This window comes from Fodinisporobacter ferrooxydans (genome assembly GCF_022818495.1).
In the GTDB taxonomy this organism is placed as follows: domain Bacteria; phylum Bacillota; class Bacilli; order Tumebacillales; family MYW30-H2; genus Fodinisporobacter; species Fodinisporobacter ferrooxydans.
Window position 1 is genome coordinate 4,548,253 of record NZ_CP089291.1, and the last position, 21,706, is coordinate 4,569,958.

Genomic DNA, 21,706 nt, shown 5'->3' on the forward strand with positions numbered 1-21,706 from the left:
TTCCTGCTTTACACGATCCTGACACTTGACAAGCAAAAACAACTCACTTCTGTGTCAATTCACAAATCTTAGGTAAAAAACATAGTTTGTTATGTGGAACGATTCATTCGTACGGTTCTCAAATCCCTTACTTTAAGATTACAGGAGGAATCCATATGGTGCAAATGTTTCCGGTGCAAATTGAGGATAAAACAGCAATTGCTGTTTCTGTTGCACTTCCAAAAACAAATCTGCTTGTAGTCTCCACAGAGATTGGATATATCATGTGCGGTGCATTGGATGTACAACTACTCAATGACAAATTGGCAGACCGCAAAATTATTGCCGGTCGTGCCGTTGGCGTAAAAACCATCGAGCAGCTCTTGTCAGCACCTCTTGAATCTGTGACAGCAGAAGCTGAAACGATTGGAATACATTCAGGCACGACTGGCCATGATGCCATAAAAATCATGCTCGAACATGCTTGATAAAGTAAAACTTGAATCAGGTGAGTTTTTACTCCATTGCAAAAAACGACCATCTCAACAGTATAAAAAAAGCGGACAAAGGAAATTGTCCGCTTCTCCTGCAACAAAAGTTGTAACTTGGCAACTTACAATAAACGAATCAACTTAAAAAAGTGGATCAATTTTTACCAATTCTCATTCGGGTTTTAAACATCCATTAATTGCGAATTCGCAAATCTTCTACACGAATCGCTCTTGTATGAAGCGTATGACTCCAAACCCTGTTGTTTTTTGTAACATACGCTTTTGCCGTTACCGGTATCCAGGTTAATGCAAACAACGGGAAAATCAATATCCCGATATATGCTTTCCAACTGACTCGCTCCAACATTAACGCATATGGAATTTGGATATACATGCCAATATTTACTGCAATCCAGAACCAAGCGGGCAAAAGCTTCGATAAATGCGTAAAGTGCCAGAAATCCGGGATTGCCACTTGAAATAACAGCAATATGGACGTAAAGAATATCAGAAGAAATCGCATCGGCTGGAACAAATACAGCGCAGCGTCCAATTTTGCCAAATTGCGTTCTTTGATACTCTTTGTGAGCAAAGGCCACATGAATTTGCTTGCACAGCTAAAATGTCCTTGCATCCAACGCAATCGTTGACGCATGGACGCCCGCAAGGAAACCGGCTTTTCGTCAAACACCTTTGCGGAGTGCACCCATGTCGGATAAATTCCTCTCTGCACACAGCGTACGCCAAACTCCAAATCTTCTGTAAGGCTTGTTGCGCCCCAGCCGATTTCTTTCAACAATTGCATATCAATGCACAGTCCGGTACCACCCAACGCACAAGACAAGCCCATATTATACCTTGCCAATTGCCACATCCGATTGGTAAACCAATAGGATATTGCCATGGAAATACTCACCCAGGAATCGTAAGGATTTTTTATATCGAGATACCCCTGCATCACTTTTTTTCCTTGGCAAAGCTTCTCGTTCATCTCGGTCAGGAAGTTTGGAGCCGCCAGATTGTCGGCATCGAACATAACCACGGCATCATACTCTTTTTCGCCTTCCCATAACCGCTCCAGCATCCATTCAATGCCATAGCCTTTGCCTTTCTTCTCTTCGTCAAACCGCTCGCACGCAATCGCTCCATGCTCACGGGAAACTTTGGCCGTACCATCCGAACAATTGTCACAAATTACATATATGTCATACAGTTCTTTCGGGTAATCCATCTGTTTTAAATTGTCAATTAAATAACCAACCACTTGTTCTTCATTGTGTGCCGCAATCAACACTGCAAAACGTTTTTGTGGCGCGTATTGAATCACTTCTTTCTTGCGGTACAATCCAAATGCGGATAAAACGACCTGGTATGCACCGATCGCTGCAATACCGCCTTGCAGCGTCAGAAAAGCGCCATCGAAAATACTTTGCAACATACTCATGGAATACAATCCCCCGTTTGTTATGCAAACTTATTCAAGTTTGATCCGGTTTCGATTATTTACACTACCATTCATTTTCCAACTTCGCACATTGCCTGTCAATGCTTTCTTTAAACACTTGCGAAAGCTGGAAAACTCAGGATACTCTAATTAAGCATTTCTACACTATACCATGGTGAAATGCAAAATACAAATGTTAATATTTTCATGAATCAGTGACGCTTGTCACTTGGTGCAGGGGCGGGCATGATTACACATCCATGTTTATGCCTCCAATTTAAGAATTCTCGTCAGCAGCTTTTCTCCTTCCGAACGTTCCACCAATAGATCCTTGGGATAGTACATTCGATTTTCTGTGCGAGGCGTCAAAGATCGAATGACCGGAGAAATTTCGGCAATATCCTGACAATGATTGTTTTCATCGCAGCAATAAATTCCTTGCCGATATAAATATCCATCTGTCGTTGTTTGCCGAAATTCCAGATAGGATGCCGGATCAATCCCCAACTTTTGAAAGGATTCCATAAATTCACACATTTGTTCATGTGAAATGTTTTTATAAGAAATGGACTTGAATAACCTGCGGGTCAACAAGCGATCGGAAAGATCGCGCAAAATCGGATCTTCTTCTTTTGCCCAACGCCGAACGATGGAAAGAAGCATGACATCATCCAACTGCATATATTCATCCACTGGCATCTCCGCTACTTGATCGGCAAAAAGCCACACCAATTCCGCCGGTATGTAGGAAAGCACCTGATTTTGATAGCAATCTGTCGCACGCTGCAAAATTTTTTCGATCAATACGTCCGCACCAATTGTAACTTTGTGCTGATACACTTGTGAGTACATAAAATAACGAGCCAATAAATATTGCTCGACCGTATGTATGCCGCTTGCTTTCACAACGACCATATTCTCTGCGGGACGCATCACCCGAATCAAACGTTCCAGTTCGAATTTCCCGTATATCACTCCCGTTGCTGTCGCATCCCTTAGCAGATAATCCATTCGATCCACGTCCAATTGGCTGGATATCAGTTGATGCAGGATCGGATACTCCGACTCTTTTCGCAACACCCGTACCACATCGAAGGCAAATGCATCGTCCATTTGTGAAAAAATCTGTTGCAATTCCGCATCTTCCAAAAGAATCCGCGCTGTCCAGGATTCATGGTGACAGCGGAAACAACGTTCAAATGTATGGGAAAACGGCCCATGTCCAATATCATGCAATAACGCCGCAGATAATGCAAGTTTCTCCAAACGCTCATCCGGATTCCAGCCATGATTGCGCTTGAAGTGGGAAATCACTTGGCGCATGGTGTCATAGGTGCCTAAAGAATGAGCAAACCGGCTATGTTCGGCACCGTGAAATGTAAGATAGGACGTACCCAGTTGTTTGATAAATCGCAATCGCTGCATTGCTTTCGTATTGATTAAATCCCATATAAATCGATCTTTGACATATAAATAATCATGCACAGGGTCTTTAAACACTTTCTCTTCCATGAATGATCCCGACATCCAATCACGCTCCGAAAGCTGATATTTTTTTCCGATTGTCGTATAATATTGCTGGTACTGAGATCTTACTGATGATTTTATGAATAAAGGAGTCTCGGACATGCAAGAAAAATTAAACCGTTTGCAAGAAATGTTTTCCCGCTTATCCGCCGCACAGCAGGATGATATAATAAACTTGCTGGAAACGTGGATAAAGCAACAACAAGTGATAAAGGAAGCTCCAACCAGACAACCGTCAATCGATTCTGGCCACACGTCCGCCCTTCAATACTATCATCACCCTTCCCTCGATCAACAGCGGCAATCTGTAAACATACTGCGGAACTATGTCCGTGACCATTTCCGGCCTATGATCGAGTTGGCGTACATTGCATTTCATCCCGACCTGGACAGCATCAGCACTGCAAAATCCCGTGCGGCTGTCGAGAACATGTTTGAATTGGAAGCGGCGTATGAATTGAAATCGATTTTGGAAACCCAGCCTGATTCTTCCATTATATCAAAACAATTGATAGATACATTTCAGGAATCAAACAAAAAAAATTCTAAGTAATTCTATTTCTTTAATTCTGAGTAATTCTATTTCTCTGCCGATGTGGTCGGGATGCAGACGATTTCAAGATATAAAGGAAGCCAAAGAAAATCAAAGAAAACCTTCCGTGCCGGATTGGAGCGGAAGGTTTTTCATTTGAATCGAAAAGTATATTCTTTTGTGCAATCGCAGGCGTATTGGATCTTTGCATTTACCCAACAACTAGCTGCAAGCGCCCGGTTGTCCCGCATCATCTTTTGTATGGAAACTGGAGCCGCAACCGCATGTCGATACAGCGTTCGGATTATGGATTTTAAAACCCGTACCTGTGATATCGTCGACAAAATCTATTTCGGCACCCGACAAAAAAGGAGCACTTTGCGGATCCAATACAACTTTTACACCATGCTGCTCTTCCAATATATCTTCGTCTTTTTTCATATCAAGAGCCATTCCATAGCTAAAACCGCTGCAGCCGCCGGATTTGATAAATACTCGCAACGCAAACGCTTCGTCTTTTTGCGCCAAAAGCTCTTTAACTTTCTCACTTGCAGCAGGAGTTAATGTGATCATGGTTCAAACGCCCCTTCCCAGTGTAGCATGATCGTATCAAATATCCGATCTGCTTCTATCATATCACAAAATCCGGAAACTCACTTCAATGTCTTTCGGTACCGATTGTTTCCTTTATCAATTGTAAAGCCTCTTCCACATGCCCGTTTACGCGCACCTTTCTCCACTGCTGAATCAGCTTTCCATCCTCATCGATAAGAAATGTGGATCGTTCTATGCCCATATATTCTTTTCCGTAGTTCTTTTTCAACTTCCAAACCTCATACAATTCTGAAACCTTATGATCCTCATCGGAAAGAAGCAAAAACGGCAAGTCGTATTTTTCTATAAATTTTTTATGCCGTTCCAAGGGATCTGGACTAATTCCTAGAATTACCGCATTTAGTTCCTTGAAATCTGTGTGGAAATCGCGGAAATCACACGCCTCCGTAGTACATCCAGGAGTCATATCTTTTGGATAAAAGTAAAGTATAACATACTTCCCCATGAAATCAGTCAATTGAACTTTTTCACCATTACTTCCAGGGAGCTCAAAATTGGGCACTGCTTGTCCCGCTTCTAACATCATTTGAGAAACCTCCAGTAAGTCTCCAATAAGTCGATTGTCACAATACTGCGCCTCCGCAACGTATAGAACCGATGCCTGGCATGTATGTATAAGGAAATACCGAAACGATCCATTTGTATAGTATAACAAAACCTGCGTGAATGTTAACCCACTGTCGATTCGATTGACTCATTCTTGTGAGATTCTGTTCCTTCATTTGCATCAATCTCAGTTGCAAACATTCCAGCCGCCGCGAACAGCAGAATCGTTGCTGCTGCCAGAACCCCTGAGTCATTGCAAAGAAAAGCGGCTGCCGTACAGCCGAAAATCGCCTGAAATCCTTGATATAAAACCTTTGAACTGCGTTTCTTTTGCATGGTCAGCCAAATCGCCACAATGCCGGCTGTAATCATAAGCAAACTTCCCCACATGGAAACTTGCAATAAATGAAAATTCAAAAGTACCTTTCGATATAAAATCGCCAAAAAATTTTTCAAATTCCCATGCAACAACAGCTTCCCGGCCTGGCCGATATGTGTGAGTTGATCTACAGGAGCCAAAAGGTGGATGGCAAATAGGATACACAGACCAATGCTTGTGATCCCGAGACTTGCAACGAGAAAACTTTTCCAAAATGTTTTGCCGCGCCACATGAGGAATAAAGTCGAAAAACCGACGATTGCAGCGATCGCGCCGCCAGCGTTTGTGCCATATTGAGGTGCTGCCAATAAATACGTGATCAATCCCCCACCGCCGATTTCCAGTACATATAGGAACCTTGCCGTTTGGGACTGGATTTGCTTTTCCAACGTTCCCGCGAAACGATAGCGCAGCAAAACAAATGCAAGCAAAGCGGCTCCGAGACAAACTCCCATGTATTCATTGCCAATCCCATAATATCTCGCACCCGTGATCAGATCATAGCCGAGCAGCGATTGCTTCATCCAAAAAGCCCTTCGCAGCATATCGAAAACCACAAACCCACCTGTCAATATTCCAATCCCGATCATCCGATCTGTCTCTTTTTCAAAAAAACCGAACAAACCTAAAAAAAGAAAACTCAGACAAAAAATATCGAGGACATAATACGAACTGGAATGTGGCTGCAAAACAGGTGCAACCAACAAGACAAGGGGCAGTATGACAACCCATTCCAAAAGCTGGCGAAATTTCCGGATCCACGCTCGCTTCCACAGATAAATGAAAAATAAGACGATCAGAGTGTATGTAGCAACGTGTACATATACAGACAAGAGTTGCGGACGGAACTTATGAATAAATGTCAAATCATCCCCATACTGTTTTAACCATGCAATCCGTTTTTCTCCAATCGAATCTGCTTGCACTTGCCTGATCTTATGACCGAGAGTTGCCGGATCATTTTGCCCGGCTTGACTTACCTGATCGAGAATGGATGGGGCGAGATCAAAATTGCTGACGAGACCGGCACGATGTGTCGTTGCGGACGTTACTACATTCTGCGGCAGAAATCCTTCCCCGTTCATAATAACGGGTACAAGTCCCGGCTCTTCTCCCGTGCCTGGATTATGCAAAGGTGCGAGTGCCGTCACCAGAATCGTGCCATACTGTTGACGCGTTGCCAAAAGCCTCCCGATCCATTGATCTGCTTCCTGCAAGATCTGTCTCCGCATGGCAACCGCCTGTTCCGGACGTATCGTTTGCATCGTATGATCCAGTCGGTTCAAATCCCCCCACTGCACCAAAATCACATGATTCTTTTGGGCGTGCGTCTGAAAGGACGTCCATAAGGCATGGCCATTTATTTTTATACCGTACGGGCGTGATACATCTTTTTCCAGGAGATCTGTTGAAACATCCCCTTCATCGACCCGACCTGTGGAATCCATTAAAAACAATGGGCCAGGCCGATTTGCGGTCTCGCCAAAATCTGCATTTCCGATAACGGCCGTTTGATATCCCAGATGATGCAAGGCATCTCCCAACATCCCAATATGAGAGCCCCATTGCCTTGTTTTATTCATTCCTAGGATTTCTGCAATACTGGGCACCACAATGCCATCCTTATACACACTGCCTGTCCAACGAGAGAACAAGTCTCCAAATGATACAGGTGTCCACTCACCAGGCAGTTGGATAGACTCGTTTGGCGCACCCGTCCACCCAGACAATGCCGGCGTATTCATTTTGGTGGAGGACCCGGTGGATGCATAACAATTGGTTTCTGTTTGTGCGCCGCCTGTATGGATATTCGTGAATCCAACAGCCGCGGAATTCAACATGCGATGTAAATTTGGCATTGTTTGTGTTGTTATATCTTCATAACGCAGCCCATCCAATGATACGATGACAAAAGGCAAAGATGTGCGGCTGGATTTGTTCGATTGTGCTTGTGCCGGACCGGCAACAAAACCGGACAATACGAGCCATACGGACAATATGCTACAAATGTGTCGGAATCGCATCCGGACCACTCAACTCCATCTGTGCTGCAGGATGTTTTGGATAACTGCTATACATTTGCAGCCATTGTTCCAGCATGATTTGCTGGCTAAAATGCTCTTGCATCCGTTCATGACCGGATTGTCCCAACTCGCTTCGATACCAGGAATCCCGATATAAATCAAATATCCGCTGCACAATCTCATCTGCTCTCTCAGGATATACGAAAACTCCTGATACCTGATTTTCAATGATTTCCTGCAGACCTCCTACCTTGCTTGCAATCACCGGTACTTTTGCCCGCATCGCTTCCAGTACAGTCATGCCAAACCCCTCTCTTCTGGAAGGCTGCACATAGACGTCAAAGCCTTTCATCAATTGATCGGCATCTTTCAGGTATCCAAGCCAGCGAATATTGAAAATTTGCAAGCGCTTTGCCAGTGATTGGAGACGCTTCATTTCCGGTCCATCGCCAATTACGACCAAGTACGCGCAAGGGATGCGCCTTTCGATTTCTGCCATAGCCGATACGAGCACATCGATTCCTTTGTCGGAATTCAATCTGGCAATTGTGCCAATGACAAACGCATCTTGCGGCAATTGAAAGATCCTTCGGGAAATTCGGCGATCCACATACAGTTGATCTGTCGGGATTCCGTTTTGAATGACTTGTACCGTTAAATTTCGGCAAAAGGCTGCATTCGACTCCACAAAATGCTTTTTTAACTCTTCTGATACAGTGACAAACTGTCCGATTTGATTCAGATCAAGAAATCCAAAGGCATGTGCCAAACGCCACCAAGCCAATTGTTTTTTGGAGAGAAAATTATGAATCGTACAAATGGATTTCGGTTGATACAATAAATCTTTCAGCAGCTTTGAACCAATATGCAGCGCCTTATATCCATGAAAATGGATCACATCGAATTCCTGCATGCGCAAGAGATGTGCAAGTTGTTGTTGTGCTTTGAAATCGGCATAGGGTGAGAGTCCGTCCGCAATTGACAGTTGAAACACATCTGCCGCTGATTCCAATAACGATGTTGGCGCGAAAGCAACCGGACAGGCCAGATAATGTCGAAATCCGCTTGTCCCGGTTCCTGTCACCAACATTTGAACATGGTTAGCCATCCCGCCTCGGGCGGCTCGTAACACATGTAAAATTCGTTTCATGCCGGTTCCTCCACAGAAATTGAATGTATTTCTATCATTCCCATGGTTCCCCTTACACAAAAATCCATTCCTGTAAAACAGGACACAACAAAATAAACCCGTACCACATGGATCGTGTAACGGGTTTTGAAGCTTGCATTCTTTTTTGGAAATCCCGGCGCGTCAAGCCTGTTTCAGACAGTTGCTGCACGTTGTTGTTGGCGTTGTTATTTGACAACCACTTTTACAAATTCAATGTCCGGATCATCCGGTCCTTGAACCGGCAACCCGGCATCCAGATGTTCCCGTATATAATCGACAGCGTCTTGTGTGACAATTTCGCCCGGCTGCAAAACAGGAATTCCCGGCGGATACACGTGTATGAATTCGGCAATCGTGCGGCCGACCGCCTGTTCCAGGCGCACGACTTCCGTTACCGAATAGAACGCTTCCCGCGGCAGCATAGCCAAAAGGGGCATGGTCGGAATTTTGACATCCACATGATGCGTGCCTGTATGATCGCGGAACGTTTGCGCCAACTGTTGCAACCCGTGCAGCAGCGCTTGTACCGTATCTTCCGTATCGCCGACAGAGACAATGCACAATATATTATATAAATCGCTCATCTCGACTTCGATATTATATTGTTCCCGCAGCAGCTTTTCTACCTCATAACCGGTAACTCCCAAGTCTTTCACAGTGATCGTCAATTTGGTGGGATCAAGTGCAAAAGTGGCGGAAGAATGCAGAATCTCCTCGCCAAAGCAATACAGGCCGGGAATTTGGTTGATCTCTTCCCGCGCCCATTTCGCGAGGCGAATCGCTTCTGCAATCATCCCTCGACCGTTGGTAGCCAATGCCTTTCGCGCCACATCCAAAGACGCCAACAAGAGATAGGAAGTCGACGTCGTTGTCAGCATGCTTAATACGGATTGCACGTGCGCCGGGTTGACAAAGCCTTCCCGAACGTTTAAAACAGAACTCTGCGTCATCGATCCGCCAAGTTTATGGACGCTCGTAGCAGCCATATCAGCTCCGGCCTGCATGGCAGAAACAGCCAGATCCTCATGAAAATGGATGTGCACACCATGCGCTTCATCCACAAGTACAGGAATCTTGTGTCGATGCGCCACTTCTACAATTCCTTGCAGATCGGCAGAAACGCCAAAATAGGTAGGGTTGATCACCAAGACGGCTTTTGCATCCGGATGCCACTCCAGCATTTGCCTGACCATTTCGACACTGACGCCGTGAGCGATGCCGATGTTCGGATCGACTTCCGGATGAATAAATACCGGGTGAGCGCCAGACAAAATAATAGCCGTTAAAACGGATTTATGAACATTGCGGGGGACGATGATTTTATCGCCAGGGCCGCATACAGACATGACCATTGTCATAATGGCGCCGCTTGTACCTTGGACAGAAAAAAACGTATGATCCGCTCCAAAAGCCAATGCCGCCAGATCTTGCGCTTCTTTGATAATGCCTTTGGGACTATGCAAATCATCTAATGGTGCAATATTTATCAAATCGATCGCAAAAGCGTTCGGTCCTATGTAATCGCGAAATTCTTGAGCCATTCCCGAACCTTTCTTATGTCCGGGAATATGAAATTGAATCGGTTCCCGTTTGGCATGCTCCACGAGAGCCGAAAATAATGGGGTGCGTGTTTGATCGGGCATTCGGCATTACTCCTTCACTTGAATAACAAGATACCATTATAACAGAAAGATGTATATTTATGTAGAGTATCTATGACGTCCTATGGCCGAGTATCCATGCCGTTGCCGAAATCCGAAGGCAAGCGCACCCCAAAATCTGAAACAAGCACACCCATTGAGAATGTGTGGAAAGCAATTTTTTTCCTTTACTCGCCCAGTACTTCTTTCAATTCCGGGCTGGCATGCTCCCACAACGGCGGGCGAAAGGTTTGCAAAAATTGCAGCAAACGCTGCTTTTCCTCTTTTGTGAGCGATTGTATATCCACTTTCCCTTTCACGGCAGCATCCATCTGATTCACATGCTTGGCGAGATCCTTAAATCCGGTCTTTGTCTCATCGTCAATGCGCATCTCGCAACTGGTCAGACCCGCATATCCTTTGGCATCTCCCGTACCTCGCAGCGTGATCCAAACCAGACAAACCCTGCGTCCGTTTGGCGCGTCCTCTTCCTTTCCGGAAAAAGAAATTCCCTTTTCCACGCGGCTTTTCCCGTGAATCGCACCGTTATCAATAAACACTTCTTCACCATCGATGATCAAGGAAGACAATGTCGGCAAATGATCCGGTGCCGCATGTTTGTTGCGTCCGGTAAGATTTAACATTTCCATACCACATTCACCTGCCCGTTTCGGTTTCTTCATTTTATGTGTTCTCATTGTATCATTTTCATTTGCATTTTGTCATATTGTCCCATGCATGAAGCAGATACTTCCTTGGAAATCTAATTTCGTAACTATCAGTTATCGCTTTTGGAGGTGCAATATGAAACGTTTGTTTGCCCTGATTCTTATTTTGTCTTTGCTTCTCCCGGTCACGTATATGCAAAAAGCAGAAGCACAAAGAGACCCGATAGGAAAAACTCCCTATCCGACGACAATTCGAATCGCTGTAAGGGAAAATAATATCAGCGGAACACCGGATCCACGCGGGCGGATCATCTACGTAATGAATGTAAACTTTGAGCAATACATTCGCGATGTATTGCCGAATGAATGGATGCCGTCATGGAAGCAGGAATCCCTGAAAGCAGGGGCGCTGGCAGTTAAGATGTTTGCCTGGTATCACCATTTGCATCCTGTCAAAATCAGCGGGTATACGTTTGATGTGGATAATACCGTAAACTTTCAAGTATACAGGGAAAACACTCATCAGCCGGATACCGATGCAGCATTTGCCGCCGTTCACTCATTGGCTTACGTAGAAAAAAATGGGGATATATTCGAATTGAATTACCGGGCCGGCTATCAAGACAATCCGAACTGGCAGTATCGCAATGCACAAAAAATGGCCCAGTGGGGAAGCCAATATTGGGCAGAGCATGGCAAAACGTATTTGCAGATTTTACAGTTTTATTATGAAGGTCGGCAGCTTGTCCGCATTCCAGGCAGATAACGATCGATTCGGAGGTGAGGAAAACTCATGAGAAACACGATAAAAAAACGATTCAAAAAAAGAATTTTCGCAGGCACATGTCTGACACTTGGCTTGCTGGCATTGGCAAACCCGTCTTTTGCTGAAGTAAGCCCTGCGTCTTCAACTGTCAACACGGCACCCCAGGCAGTTCCGAATCCGAAGGTGCAACCGCAGCAGCAGCCAAAGCAGGTACAGCCGCCCCAAAACCAAGTCACGCCGCCACCGGCGCAACAAGGGAATCCGAATGCGGCCAAATTCGAAAAAACCGCCAAACTGAAAGTAACGGTCATTGACGGACGAACCCGGCAGCCATTGCCAAACGCGGAAATTGTACTGACAGAAACCGAACAGCGTTTTAAAACAGATGCAAAAGGGGAAACCAACTGGATCGACGCGCCCATTATCCGCGATGAGCGATTTCGTCCAATGGTTGCACAGCTCCATGGGCAATTGACATTGATCGCCTATAAAAATGGATACAGAGATACGATTTACTTTAATGTCCGTGTCCATGACGGCGTAGAATCCCGTGTCACGATGTGGATGTACCAGATCGCACCGGGGGAAGACCGCCGGATTGAGCCTTTGGCATATGAAACTCCATATCATCACTTATGGCTTGTCCAGTTGGCCGACAAATTCCGCAGCTCTACACAACCGGGTGAAGGACCAGAGCGGCCATAGCCGCTCTGTCCCATTCATCCATTCTGCCCGATTATTTTTGAAACGCCGGATCAGCGAAAGGATGCGCCACCCATCCGGCCGGATCGATAAACAGACGGATCGCTACCACCTGTTTATCTTCCCGCAACGTAAAGAAATGGGGAGTATTTTCAGGTACGGAAATGACATCGCCTGCTGTCAACTCCACGTCAAAATAGCCGATCTCTTCCGGTCCTTTGATAATGAAGATGCCATTGCCTGCTGCAATGGCCCGTACTTCATCTTCCGTATGTGTATGCACTTGCTCAAATTTTTTTAAAAGCTCTTCCAGGTTGGGTGTTGCTTCCGACAATGTTACCATATCCCATTTTACATAGCCGCGACGCTCTGCCAATGATTGGATCTCCGGTTCGAACACTGACAAGATTTCTGCCTGTTCTTCTGCGGACAATTGACATTTTTCGCGGAGGCGATCGGGAAGTTTTTCGATATCCCAATGCTCATATAAAACCCCAAGACTTCCTAAAAAATCACCGACACGTTCATTTCCTTCGATTCGTTCATTGGTATTGCGGATGCGAATCGTTGCCATTGGTTCATACTCCTCTCAAAACACCTATAAACTTGCATTTGCAAATTCACTTTTACAGGACAAATACGTCACATAATATGAAAACATGAATTCAAACGCTTCGACATGCCGCCGCGCTTCAAAGGGATTTTTGCCCCAGGCGCAAATGCCGTGTTTGCGTATCAAAACTCCGGGAATGCGTGGATCCAAACGCTCTTGTATCGCATTTGCCAATTTTGGAATATCAGCATAATTTTCGATAATCGGTACCTGAATTCCTGCTCCTTCTTCCCAGATATCCAAGCCTTTGATCAATTCCAAATCTTTCAGAAATACATGCCCTTGCTCAAAAAACAACTCGGATAAAACATTATTCGGAACGGTATGTACGTGTAAGACAGAACCACATCCGGTCGCTTCATAAATTTTCGCATGAATCATCGTTTCCGCAGACGGACGCAACTCGGTGGTTTCGACCGGCTGGCAAGCGCCATCCACAAATACGATATCATGCACCGTCAATCGTTCCTTGTCTTTCCCGCTTGCCGTCACACCGAATACCAACGGTTCATCTTTCTCACTGCAGCGAATCGACAAATTGCCGCTTGTGGCAGGCAGCCAGTTCTTTCTGGTAAATCTTTGGGCGATCTCGACAAGTTCCTCGCATATATACTCTCGTGACATACTCGAAGTTTTTGACATATATCGGAATCTCCTATCTGGATTCTGTGATTGTTTTCAACCCTTCCATGATATCAAAAAACGTCTCATAGGACTGATACGGAATTCCATCTTGTTGGCAAATATCAATCAGTTTGCTTCTGGCGAACACAAAATCGGCGAGACGGGAGGCTTTCGCGTCTGTCACGCTGTCCCCGATCACAATTTGTTTGCAGCCATGTTCGAATTTCCGCATTAAAGAAGGTTTGCAGCAGCCGCAGCCGCCTGTGCATTGTTCATCACAGGCATACGGCCACTCCACACGAACCATATCCCCTGTCCAGTCGGCACGATTGCAAAAAATCTGCGACGGATCCACCCATCGCTGCAAAATCGGATAAACAAAAAAGTCCATTCCACCGCTCGTCACATAAAATTCGATTTTCTGCTTCTTGACGAATTCGATAAACTCGGAAAATCCCGGCCGGATTTTTGCAATCTCTTGTGCATATTCGATCATATTCTGCCGCAACCGGGTATCAATCATCGCAAACATTTGCCCGACGCCTTCCTGAACGGGGATTTGCCGATTCAGTACACCGTCGCGGAGCTGCTCCCAACCTGCAGGAGCAAACTTTTCCATCAACGTGATAATCATGTCCCGCTCCGTAATCGTCCCGTCAAAATCGCAAAAGATCTGGATACAGGAGTTTGTTTGCGGATGATTTATTTGCTGTTGATTTGTGGCCGATTGTTGAAGTCCCATTATTTTTTCCCCCATACTTGCAGGGCGATCCGCAATTCTTCCTGCGATTCTGCCGCCCGCTCCAAGGATTGTCCGGCAAGAACAGCAGCGATCGCCTGACGGAATGCCTGTCCGCCGGCAGCAGGGCCCATTGGATGTCCATGGACACCGCCGCCTGCATTCACGATCAGATCCATTCCCAAATCTTCAAATAACATCGGTACAAGTCCCGGATGAATACCCGCTGAAGGAACGGCAAAAGCCTGCTTAAAATACGCATGCTCGGAACGCAACTGTCCGGCGATTTTTAGCGTCTCGCCTCGCTCCATGGCTACCGAGCCATAAGGAGACGGGTAGAGCACGAGATCCGCGCCTGCCATGCGCATCAATGTACCCAAGATTATGTGTGCGGCAATTCCGTAATCCGCAGAGCCATAAAGGGCACCTGACAAAGCCGGATGTGCCACTAACGGCACTGGAATGTCCGGATCTTCAGCCAGTCGTTGCAATATATCATAACCGTATGGCAAAACGTTCAATAGTAATGCATTGGCACCCGCCTCGATGGCATACTTTGCCTTGTCGATCATCTTGGTTACAGGGCCTGACAGATTCGCTGCATACAAAACACGCTGGCCTGTTGTTTCTGCCGCTTCCAATCCTTTATCTCGACATGCCCGCACCCGTTCTGCAAAGGGTGCATACGTTTCGGAGAAAAAGATTTCATCGTCCTTGATCAGATCTACACCGCCGAGCGCTTGTTGGTAAAATTGATCCGCCAACTCTTTCAGCTCCATGCCCACACCAGATTTAAAGATGCTCATCAATAATGGGCGATCCTGTACGCCAAGGATTTCCCGCACTCCCTGAATCCCGAATTTCGGACCAGGAAACTGCCTGGCAAAGGTGTCCGGAATTTGCAAATCAATCAGCCGTACTTTTCCGTCCATCGATAATTTTCCGAAAACCGTTGTCAAAATCGCCGGAATGTCCGGAGAAAAATTGATAACAGGGTAGGCGATCTGAATCTCTGCTGCATATAAGTTGTCATAAACCGCTGGCAGTTCTCGGATATCCGCCACCTGCCCAAGATGCTGCTGCATCATTTCCTGCTTTGCGAGCGGCAAATCCGTCCAGCTTCCTACGGTCAATCCCATGGCAATGCCTTGCGCCTTTTTGGCAAAATCATAGGATTCACTCTGTATTCGATATGTGGCAAGCACATAGTTTTCCATACGCATTCCCTCCTCATGCCAACAACCATTTGAAACCGATCCAGACAACACATTCCCCTATGTTTCTTCATTAAGAACGTACACAATTTTCCTTGCAAAATGCACACAATTTTTTCTTGCAACTTCTATAAGAGGCGTATATTACATATTCAACCGTCCCATTCGTTTCATCGCTTCTTGCAGCCGCTGTTCTTCGGCCAACATTCCAATCCGTACATATCCTTCCCCATATTCTCCAAATCCAACGCCGGGTGCGATGACTACATGCGCTTCTTCCAATACCCGATTGGCAAAATCCATGGAAGAATACCCTTTGGGTACAGGCAGCCAGGTAAAAAAGGAACCGCCGGGTACAATGCAATCGAATCCATGCTCCCGCAATCCTTGAATCCATAGATTTCTCCGATTCTCATATGTACGCACCAATTCATCCACACACTCTTGGGAACTCGTCAGAGCGACGACAGCCGCTCGCTGAACCGCCGAAAACACACTGACATAATAATGATCCTGAATGAGGTTGATCAAGCGAATGACCTCTGCATTTCCCACACAGAAGCCCAATCTCCACCCTGCCATATTGTAAGTTTTGGACATCGTATAAAACTCCACGCCCACTTCTTTGGCGCCAGGTGTCGACAAGAAGCTGACCGGCCTTACACCGTCAAACCCGATCGCTCCATAAGCAAAATCATGTGCAACAACAATTTCATGCTTCTGCGCAAATTGAACCGTATCCGCAAAAAACGTTTCATTAGCCACAGCACCGATTGGATTATTCGGATAATTCAGGAACATCAGTTTGGCTTTTCTAACATCTTCAGGGGATAACGCGGAATAGTCAGGCAAAAAATCATGTTCCCTTCTTAGGGGCATCATCACCATGCGTGCACCCGCCAATGCGACGCCAGACCAATAATCCGGGTAGCCCGGATCAGGCACCAGACAAATATCGCCGGCATTCAAGAGACACTGGCTGATCTCTACAAGTCCGGTCTTGCCGCCAAATAAAATCGCTACTTCCGTCTCTGGATCCAAATCCACCTGATGATATCGCTTGTACCAATCGGCCATGGCAACTTTCAATTCGTACATTCCGGAAAATGGAGGATAGCGATGCGTTGCCGGGTCTAACACTGCTTCCCGTAACGCTTCGACTATATGAGGCGGCGTAGGGAGATCCGGATTGCCCTGACCGAGGTTGATCACATCATATCCCTGCCGGACATATTCGTTTGCTTTCGCGACCAAATTTGAAAAAAACTGCAAAGGAAGGCGTTGTAAACGGTCAGCAGCTTGTATTAGCATATGTATCACCTGTATCAATAGTTTTGGTTCGGAGCAGATAGTTTGAAATCTCTGTTTTTACCTTACGATTCGCTCTCGGGGAAACATTATAACGGTGTTAATATTACAAAAAGTTGAAAGGAAAGTAAACAATTCGGGAAATTTGCAGGGAGGGAAGCGTCGCGGCTGAGAAAGACAGAAGGCATGAACAAAGGCTGTTGGGAATAGTTTCTATTAACTGCCAAAAGATGCTCGACTGCCCAAATGATACCGGACTGTCAAAAAAACACGGGAAGGAGGAAAGCATTCCTTTGCGGAAAGTATTACTATGCAATTGACAATCGCAACATATTTTAATAGGTTTGAATTATCTTGAAAGAATATGGAGAGGAATTTTATATGGCTTACACTTTAGCGATCGAAAATGTCACGTGTTACAAAGATAAGGGGCGAATTGTCTATCGGGGAGAGTTTTTTAGTTCGGATATAGAAAAACTGACCGTGATTAAACGGTTTGATGATCCGAAAGGCGGATATCAACGTCCTCGCAAAGAATCAAAATGCAAAGATTATGCCAGATATCTTCAGGATCCGCTTGGCTTTGTTACACCGGTCTTATTGAATGCTCAAGGAAACTGGAAATTCACCGCTTATGATCGACTCAAACCTAATTTTGGCCGACTTGTGACAAATGGCCGCGCCTCCGTGATTGATGGCCAGCATCGTTTAGGCGGACTTGAACTCCACTTTAAAGAAACAAGCGTCACGCTCAATGTACCGTTCGTCGCCTTCCATATGCTTGATTTGAATGAAGAGATGGAATTGTTCGATACGATTAACAGTAAGGCGGAAGGATTAAAAAAAGCGTTGCTCACGTATCTTGAAGCATCAAAAAATGAAATGTCTCAGCTTGCTGTCGATTTAGCCACACATCAGGACTCTCCATTTTACGGGTATGTCTCTCTGACGGGCATTCGTTCCAAACAGATGCAAACGAATCTTGATACGCTGCAAAGAGCAATGGTGGCTATTTTCGATAAAGGAAAAATTTCCAGCCTTACATATGATGAAAAGTTGCTTAGCGCAAAATCCTTCTTTCGCTCAATCGCCAAGGTTTGGAAGAACGAATGGAATGACTACAAAAACTATAAACTGCGTCATGTCTTGGGATTGTTTGCTCTTTCGTATGTAGCAAAAGATGTGCTGAATGATTGTTTTAATTATGATACTCGGAAGCTCGACGAAGGAGCCGTATATGAACTTATTTGGAACATGAAAGACTTTGACTGGTCAAAGCAGGGTTCCCTGCAAACAATCAGCGGATATGCCGGGTCTAACTATATTGCAAAAGACTTGCTGGAAAAAGCGTACACTGCGAAACAAATGTGAGAAATTCCGTAAAAAGGCAAAGCGATTTTTCGTTTATGATTCGCTTTGCTTTTTTACTACCCGCCCAAAACAAAAAAAGTGTAAAGAAGCCGAAGATTTCTCTACACTTTGATGCTCCTATTCCATTACAAGTCCCTACATGCTTTTATATCCGTCTACAATCAAATCCAATTTCCCTGTTCCGGGATCGATTACAAGACCGTGAACCGGAATGTTCTTTGGCAGGAGGGGATGGTTTTTGATTGTATGCACACTGGCTTCAACGGAATCCTCCACACTGTCGAATCCGTGCAGCCATTTTTGCAAATCAATTCCGGCACTTTCCAGTGTTTGCAGAGTTTCGGAAGATATGCCCCTCTCCATCATTTTTTTGATCGTTGCACTTGGATCAATGCTGCTCATCCCGCAATCATGATGCCCTACCACAAACACTTCATCGGCATTCAATTCATAGACTGCGACGATAACACTCCGCATGACACTGCCAAAGGGATGCAACACAATGGCACCTGCATCTTTGACAAACTTGGCATTTCCGTCTTTTGCATTTAAAGCGCGAGGAAGCAGATCGGTAAGCCTTGCATCCATACAGGACACGACAACAATTTTTCTGTCGTTGTATCTGGTTACTTGATATTTTTCATATTCCTTATTCTCAACAAACTCCCGATTAAAGTTCAGGATTTCATACAGTCGTTCCAAATCGATCACCTCAATTTTTATCTTTTCTATTTTATCATACCTATTTTGAATCTTAAAATTTTACTTGCGGCATTTTATAAATAAGTGAACCCTCATATTGAATTTGGGAAAATTGAACGGGTAATAGCCTCTGTCATATATAAAACGGACACCGGATATACCCGGTGCCCGCCCTTTTCACGTATTGTATCGGCTCGTGCAGCTTACTTATTTTTCAGATCTTGTGCTGCCTTGTCGACAAATGTGTTTGTATATGTTTGATCAAGTTTTATATTTTTTACTGCAGGCTTGAATGAAGACAGAATTTTTCGAACATTTTCCGGAACACCTGCCGGCATTTTCCCATCTGTTGTAAACATCGGCAATTGGCCTTTCAGCGCTTCCAGATACAACGCTTTATTCCCTGCCCAATATTCATGTGGAACTTTATCGGCAATTTGTTCAGGCGTATGTGTGCTCATCCATTTTAATGTTCGCACATATGCGTCCGCCAATTTCTGTACGACATCCGGATGCGCTTTCACATAACTCCTTTGCATATAGAGACTGGTTGATGCGTAGCCCCCGTCGAGTGCTTTTTCCGCTTTGTCCTTATGGCTCATGTCTACAAACGTGAAAGCCAAATGTTGATCTTTCAGCAGGGAAGCTGTCGGTTCACTTGTGACGGCTGCATCGATTTGTCCTTGTTTCATCGCTGCAATCAACGTATTGCCGGCTCCAACCGGCAACGGTTTATAATCGCTTTCCTTGTTGCCTCCTTTGACTACATTATATGTAGCAAGCATATTCGTTGAGGAGCCAAGATCCGTTACACCAATCGTCAATCCTTTCAAATCCGCCAATGTTTTGACTTTATCTTTCAAACGATCGGACAACATCCGAAGTAGACATGTTCCTCTTTCCACCTTTCCCTGCATTGTCAGCGTTTACATGTTTGTAGTATAAATAAGGTTCATTCCTTTGTGAATTATTCTGACAATTACTCGGAATAAAACAATAACATTGATTTTGGCGATTTTGACAACGAAAAATCTCTGCAAAAATATTGGATCTTTGTATTTTATGAATGCGTTTTCGCAATCTGATAATATTTCGGGCCAAGTTATTGTACAATATGAAATAATAGATTCCATTTATATTCTTGCTCAAAGAGGTGCCTATGTCTGTGGAAGACCGGAAACAGCCGCATCGAACCAAAAAACGAATGACTCTGCGATCGAAAATCAATTGGCTGGTATTCTTGAATATTATCCTGGTGTTGACTTTGGTGATATCTGTCATCTCATACTTCTTCATCGCATCAGAATTCGAGGAAGCCGGCGAACAAGCACTGGCTGTAGCCAGAACAGTTGCCAATATGAAGCAAATTCGATACAGTCACCCGGATCCGAAATTGATCGGAAAAATCATGGAAAAAGATCCAGGGGACAATGGAAAAGTACTTGCAGGACATAGCAGCATAACACAAGCAATGGGGAGTCTCGGTCTGTCCGTCCGAGGAAAAGCACCGATCTTCGACAGCTTGCATCATCAGATCGGGCTTGTCTCCGTCGGGTATCTTGTCAGTGATATTTGGGATAAAATTTTTGCATTTCTCGTTCGAATTGCCGGTTTGGGTGTTATTGCATTAGCCATGGGCTTATGGGGCGCCACTCTTTTGTCGGGTCATATCAAGAGACAGATATTTAATATGGAGCCATTAGAAATTGCTTTTCTTGCGCAAAAACAAGCCTCCATTTTAGAATCCATACGGGAAGGAATCATCGCGGTCGACAGCGAAGGAAAAATTTCGACGTATAACCAGGAGGCAAAGCGTTTACTCGGACTCGATTCCGCTGATGTAATCGGGAAATCCATTGCATCGATTATTCCTAATTCCCGACTGCCGGAAGTTTAATTGAGGGGGCAAAACGAGTGAAACACAATCCGCTTCGAGTTGTTGTAGTCGATGACGACTTTATGATCGCGAGAATGCATGGAAAATTTGTAGACAAACAAAAGGACTATCAATTGGTTGGTACAGCAAACAATTGCGAAGAAGCTTTATCAATGATCCGAGGATGCAAACCAAACTTGGTTTTATTGGATGTTTTCATGCCAGATCGATCCGGCATTGAGCTCTTGCATGAAATTCGGCTTCAGAATATCCCTTGTGACTTTATTCTAATTACCGCGGCAAAAGAACTGGAAGTCGTAGAAGAGGGTTTTCGATTTGGAGTGTTTGACTACCTCATCAATCCATTTGATTTAAATCATTTGCAGGATTCCCTTGCGAAATATGTGCAGTTTAAACGCCACCTCTCGAAGTCAACCAGCGTAGATCAAGATACGTTGGACAATCTTAAGCGGCTGCGCTCCATGTCCCACTCCAAGCCGATTCCTTCAGGAATTGATTTTCGAACGTTAGATCGCATCAAACATAGTTTACTCCTTGGCAACGAGCCGAAAAGCTCTGAGGAAATTGCAAAAATCGCAGGAGTAAGCCGATCAACCGCCCGTACATATCTCACATATATGGTTGAAGAGAACATCGTGGAAGAAAATTTGTTATACGGAACTGTCGGTCGCCCACAGCGGGTTTTTCGTTTAAAATAGACGGGATGGATCGACAACGACTATCCGTTGAATCTTTTTTTTAAAAAGGCTAAGGG

The 21,706-nt window shown here is 45.0% G+C and carries 22 protein-coding genes; 7 read left to right on the forward strand and 15 right to left on the reverse strand.

Annotation, left to right across the window (positions count from 1 at the left end; genetic code table 11):
* Positions 1-155 precede the first annotated feature (155 nt).
* The gene (locus LSG31_RS21810) at positions 156-467 is read left to right on the forward strand and encodes a YunC family protein (RefSeq protein WP_347437135.1); all 312 of its coding nucleotides are present in this window, start codon (positions 156-158) and stop codon (positions 465-467) included.
* 196 nt (positions 468-663) lie between these two features.
* Here the strand turns inward: LSG31_RS21810 and LSG31_RS21815 are convergent, their stop codons facing one another.
* Both LSG31_RS21815 and LSG31_RS21820 read right to left on the reverse strand, forming a co-directional pair.
* A complete protein-coding gene (locus LSG31_RS21815; protein ID WP_347437136.1) occupies positions 664-1,914 on the reverse strand; it encodes a glycosyltransferase family 2 protein in 1,251 nt (416 codons plus the stop codon).
* Positions 1,915-2,178: 264 nt separating this feature from the next.
* Positions 2,179-3,441 carry an HD domain-containing protein gene (locus LSG31_RS21820; protein WP_347437137.1) on the reverse strand — a complete coding sequence of 421 codons (1,263 nt, stop codon included), beginning with the start codon at positions 3,439-3,441 and terminating at the stop codon, positions 2,179-2,181.
* A gap of 100 nt (positions 3,442-3,541) precedes the next feature.
* Between LSG31_RS21820 and LSG31_RS21825 the strand changes: the two genes are divergently transcribed.
* Positions 3,542-3,994, forward strand: coding sequence for a hypothetical protein (locus tag LSG31_RS21825; RefSeq protein WP_347437138.1), 453 nt, complete (start codon positions 3,542-3,544; stop codon positions 3,992-3,994).
* Positions 3,995-4,195: 201 nt separating this feature from the next.
* Here LSG31_RS21825 and LSG31_RS21830 read toward each other — a convergent pair whose 3' ends face one another.
* From LSG31_RS21830 to LSG31_RS21855, 6 genes are all read right to left on the reverse strand, one after another.
* Entirely contained in the window at positions 4,196-4,546 is a 351-nt protein-coding gene (locus LSG31_RS21830; RefSeq protein ID WP_347437139.1) for a HesB/IscA family protein, read from the reverse strand.
* A gap of 85 nt (positions 4,547-4,631) precedes the next feature.
* Positions 4,632-5,114: a thioredoxin-dependent thiol peroxidase gene (gene bcp, locus LSG31_RS21835; protein ID WP_347437140.1), complete on the reverse strand. Its 483-nt coding sequence runs from the start codon at positions 5,112-5,114 to the stop codon at positions 4,632-4,634.
* Between the two features lie 143 nt (positions 5,115-5,257).
* On the reverse strand, positions 5,258-7,537 hold the full coding sequence (locus tag LSG31_RS21840) for a hypothetical protein (RefSeq protein WP_347437141.1): 2,280 nt from the start codon (positions 7,535-7,537) through the stop codon (positions 5,258-5,260).
* Entirely contained in the window at positions 7,515-8,687 is a 1,173-nt protein-coding gene (locus tag LSG31_RS21845; RefSeq protein ID WP_347437142.1) for a glycosyltransferase family 4 protein, read from the reverse strand. Before LSG31_RS21845 ends, LSG31_RS21840 begins: the two co-directional genes overlap by 23 nt.
* A gap of 206 nt (positions 8,688-8,893) precedes the next feature.
* Positions 8,894-10,351, reverse strand: a complete 1,458-nt coding sequence (locus tag LSG31_RS21850; RefSeq protein WP_347437143.1) for an aminotransferase class I/II-fold pyridoxal phosphate-dependent enzyme — start codon at positions 10,349-10,351, stop codon at positions 8,894-8,896.
* A 185-nt stretch (positions 10,352-10,536) separates the two neighbouring features.
* On the reverse strand, positions 10,537-11,031 hold the full coding sequence (locus LSG31_RS21855) for a YwhD family protein (protein ID WP_347437144.1): 495 nt from the start codon (positions 11,029-11,031) through the stop codon (positions 10,537-10,539).
* A 121-nt stretch (positions 11,032-11,152) separates the two neighbouring features.
* Here LSG31_RS21855 and LSG31_RS21860 point away from each other — a divergent pair, with 121 nt between their 5' ends.
* On the forward strand, positions 11,153-11,782 hold the full coding sequence (locus LSG31_RS21860; protein WP_347437145.1) for a SpoIID/LytB domain-containing protein: 630 nt from the start codon (positions 11,153-11,155) through the stop codon (positions 11,780-11,782).
* Between the two features lie 27 nt (positions 11,783-11,809).
* Positions 11,810-12,487 carry a peptidase associated/transthyretin-like domain-containing protein gene (locus tag LSG31_RS21865; RefSeq protein ID WP_347437146.1) on the forward strand — a complete coding sequence of 226 codons (678 nt, stop codon included), beginning with the start codon at positions 11,810-11,812 and terminating at the stop codon, positions 12,485-12,487.
* 31 nt (positions 12,488-12,518) lie between these two features.
* Here the strand turns inward: LSG31_RS21865 and LSG31_RS21870 are convergent, their stop codons facing one another.
* The 5 genes from LSG31_RS21870 to LSG31_RS21890 all read right to left on the reverse strand — a co-directional run bounded on the left by LSG31_RS21870 (position 12,519) and on the right by LSG31_RS21890 (position 16,985).
* Complete coding sequence (locus LSG31_RS21870; RefSeq protein WP_347437147.1) at positions 12,519-13,058, reverse strand: 1,2-dihydroxy-3-keto-5-methylthiopentene dioxygenase; 540 nt, start codon at positions 13,056-13,058, stop codon at positions 12,519-12,521.
* Between the two features lie 24 nt (positions 13,059-13,082).
* Complete coding sequence (gene mtnB / locus LSG31_RS21875) at positions 13,083-13,739, reverse strand: methylthioribulose 1-phosphate dehydratase (RefSeq protein WP_347437148.1); 657 nt, start codon at positions 13,737-13,739, stop codon at positions 13,083-13,085.
* Positions 13,740-13,752: 13 nt separating this feature from the next.
* Positions 13,753-14,463, reverse strand: coding sequence for a 2-hydroxy-3-keto-5-methylthiopentenyl-1-phosphate phosphatase (locus tag LSG31_RS21880; RefSeq protein WP_347437149.1), 711 nt, complete (start codon positions 14,461-14,463; stop codon positions 13,753-13,755).
* Positions 14,463-15,677 carry a 2,3-diketo-5-methylthiopentyl-1-phosphate enolase gene (locus LSG31_RS21885; protein WP_347437150.1) on the reverse strand — a complete coding sequence of 405 codons (1,215 nt, stop codon included), beginning with the start codon at positions 15,675-15,677 and terminating at the stop codon, positions 14,463-14,465. The genes LSG31_RS21880 and LSG31_RS21885 overlap by 1 nt, the downstream gene beginning before the upstream one ends.
* A 141-nt stretch (positions 15,678-15,818) precedes the next feature.
* Positions 15,819-16,985, reverse strand: coding sequence for a pyridoxal phosphate-dependent aminotransferase (locus tag LSG31_RS21890; RefSeq protein WP_347437151.1), 1,167 nt, complete (start codon positions 16,983-16,985; stop codon positions 15,819-15,821).
* 378 nt (positions 16,986-17,363) lie between these two features.
* Here LSG31_RS21890 and LSG31_RS21895 point away from each other — a divergent pair, with 378 nt between their 5' ends.
* Positions 17,364-18,353 carry a DGQHR domain-containing protein gene (locus LSG31_RS21895; RefSeq protein ID WP_347437152.1) on the forward strand — a complete coding sequence of 330 codons (990 nt, stop codon included), beginning with the start codon at positions 17,364-17,366 and terminating at the stop codon, positions 18,351-18,353.
* Positions 18,354-18,488: 135 nt separating this feature from the next.
* On the opposite strand, the gene LSG31_RS21900 is transcribed toward LSG31_RS21895, so the two are convergent.
* Together LSG31_RS21900 and LSG31_RS21905 are read right to left on the reverse strand one after the other, a co-directional pair.
* A complete protein-coding gene (locus tag LSG31_RS21900) occupies positions 18,489-19,055 on the reverse strand; it encodes a beta-class carbonic anhydrase (RefSeq protein ID WP_347437153.1) in 567 nt (188 codons plus the stop codon).
* Positions 19,056-19,258: 203 nt separating this feature from the next.
* Entirely contained in the window at positions 19,259-19,918 is a 660-nt protein-coding gene (locus LSG31_RS21905; RefSeq protein ID WP_347437154.1) for an ABC transporter substrate-binding protein, read from the reverse strand.
* Between the two features lie 296 nt (positions 19,919-20,214).
* Between LSG31_RS21905 and LSG31_RS21910 the strand changes: the two genes are divergently transcribed.
* Positions 20,215-20,952 carry a PAS domain-containing protein gene (locus LSG31_RS21910; protein WP_347437155.1) on the forward strand — a complete coding sequence of 246 codons (738 nt, stop codon included), beginning with the start codon at positions 20,215-20,217 and terminating at the stop codon, positions 20,950-20,952.
* Positions 20,953-20,969: 17 nt separating this feature from the next.
* On the forward strand, positions 20,970-21,650 hold the full coding sequence (locus LSG31_RS21915) for a response regulator (protein WP_347437156.1): 681 nt from the start codon (positions 20,970-20,972) through the stop codon (positions 21,648-21,650).
* The last annotated feature ends 56 nt before the right edge of the window (positions 21,651-21,706 follow it).

Excerpts from the sequence above, each read along its gene's own strand:
- LSG31_RS21895 (WP_347437152.1), top strand. The coding sequence starts at position 17,364 with ATGGCTTACACTTTAGCGATCGAAAATGTCACGTGTTACAAAGATAAG.
- LSG31_RS21830 (WP_347437139.1), bottom strand. The coding sequence starts at position 4,546 with ATGATCACATTAACTCCTGCTGCAAGTGAGAAAGTTAAAGAGCTTTTG.
- LSG31_RS21815 (WP_347437136.1), bottom strand. The coding sequence starts at position 1,914 with ATGAGTATGTTGCAAAGTATTTTCGATGGCGCTTTTCTGACGCTGCAA.
- LSG31_RS21845 (WP_347437142.1), bottom strand. The coding sequence starts at position 8,687 with ATGAAACGAATTTTACATGTGTTACGAGCCGCCCGAGGCGGGATGGCT.
- LSG31_RS21885 (WP_347437150.1), bottom strand. The coding sequence starts at position 15,677 with ATGGAAAACTATGTGCTTGCCACATATCGAATACAGAGTGAATCCTAT.
- LSG31_RS21865 (WP_347437146.1), top strand. The coding sequence starts at position 11,810 with ATGAGAAACACGATAAAAAAACGATTCAAAAAAAGAATTTTCGCAGGC.
- LSG31_RS21840 (WP_347437141.1), bottom strand. The coding sequence starts at position 7,537 with ATGCGATTCCGACACATTTGTAGCATATTGTCCGTATGGCTCGTATTG.
- LSG31_RS21890 (WP_347437151.1), bottom strand. The coding sequence starts at position 16,985 with ATGCTAATACAAGCTGCTGACCGTTTACAACGCCTTCCTTTGCAGTTT.
- LSG31_RS21810 (WP_347437135.1), top strand. The coding sequence starts at position 156 with ATGGTGCAAATGTTTCCGGTGCAAATTGAGGATAAAACAGCAATTGCT.
- LSG31_RS21880 (WP_347437149.1), bottom strand. The coding sequence starts at position 14,463 with ATGGGACTTCAACAATCGGCCACAAATCAACAGCAAATAAATCATCCG.
- mtnB (WP_347437148.1), bottom strand. The coding sequence starts at position 13,739 with ATGTCAAAAACTTCGAGTATGTCACGAGAGTATATATGCGAGGAACTT.
- LSG31_RS21820 (WP_347437137.1), bottom strand. The coding sequence starts at position 3,441 with ATGTCGGGATCATTCATGGAAGAGAAAGTGTTTAAAGACCCTGTGCAT.
- LSG31_RS21870 (WP_347437147.1), bottom strand. The coding sequence starts at position 13,058 with ATGGCAACGATTCGCATCCGCAATACCAATGAACGAATCGAAGGAAAT.
- LSG31_RS21910 (WP_347437155.1), top strand. The coding sequence starts at position 20,215 with ATGTCTGTGGAAGACCGGAAACAGCCGCATCGAACCAAAAAACGAATG.
- bcp (WP_347437140.1), bottom strand. The coding sequence starts at position 5,114 with ATGATGTTAGAAGCGGGACAAGCAGTGCCCAATTTTGAGCTCCCTGGA.
- LSG31_RS21855 (WP_347437144.1), bottom strand. The coding sequence starts at position 11,031 with ATGAAGAAACCGAAACGGGCAGGTGAATGTGGTATGGAAATGTTAAAT.
- LSG31_RS21860 (WP_347437145.1), top strand. The coding sequence starts at position 11,153 with ATGAAACGTTTGTTTGCCCTGATTCTTATTTTGTCTTTGCTTCTCCCG.
- LSG31_RS21850 (WP_347437143.1), bottom strand. The coding sequence starts at position 10,351 with ATGCCCGATCAAACACGCACCCCATTATTTTCGGCTCTCGTGGAGCAT.
- LSG31_RS21825 (WP_347437138.1), top strand. The coding sequence starts at position 3,542 with ATGCAAGAAAAATTAAACCGTTTGCAAGAAATGTTTTCCCGCTTATCC.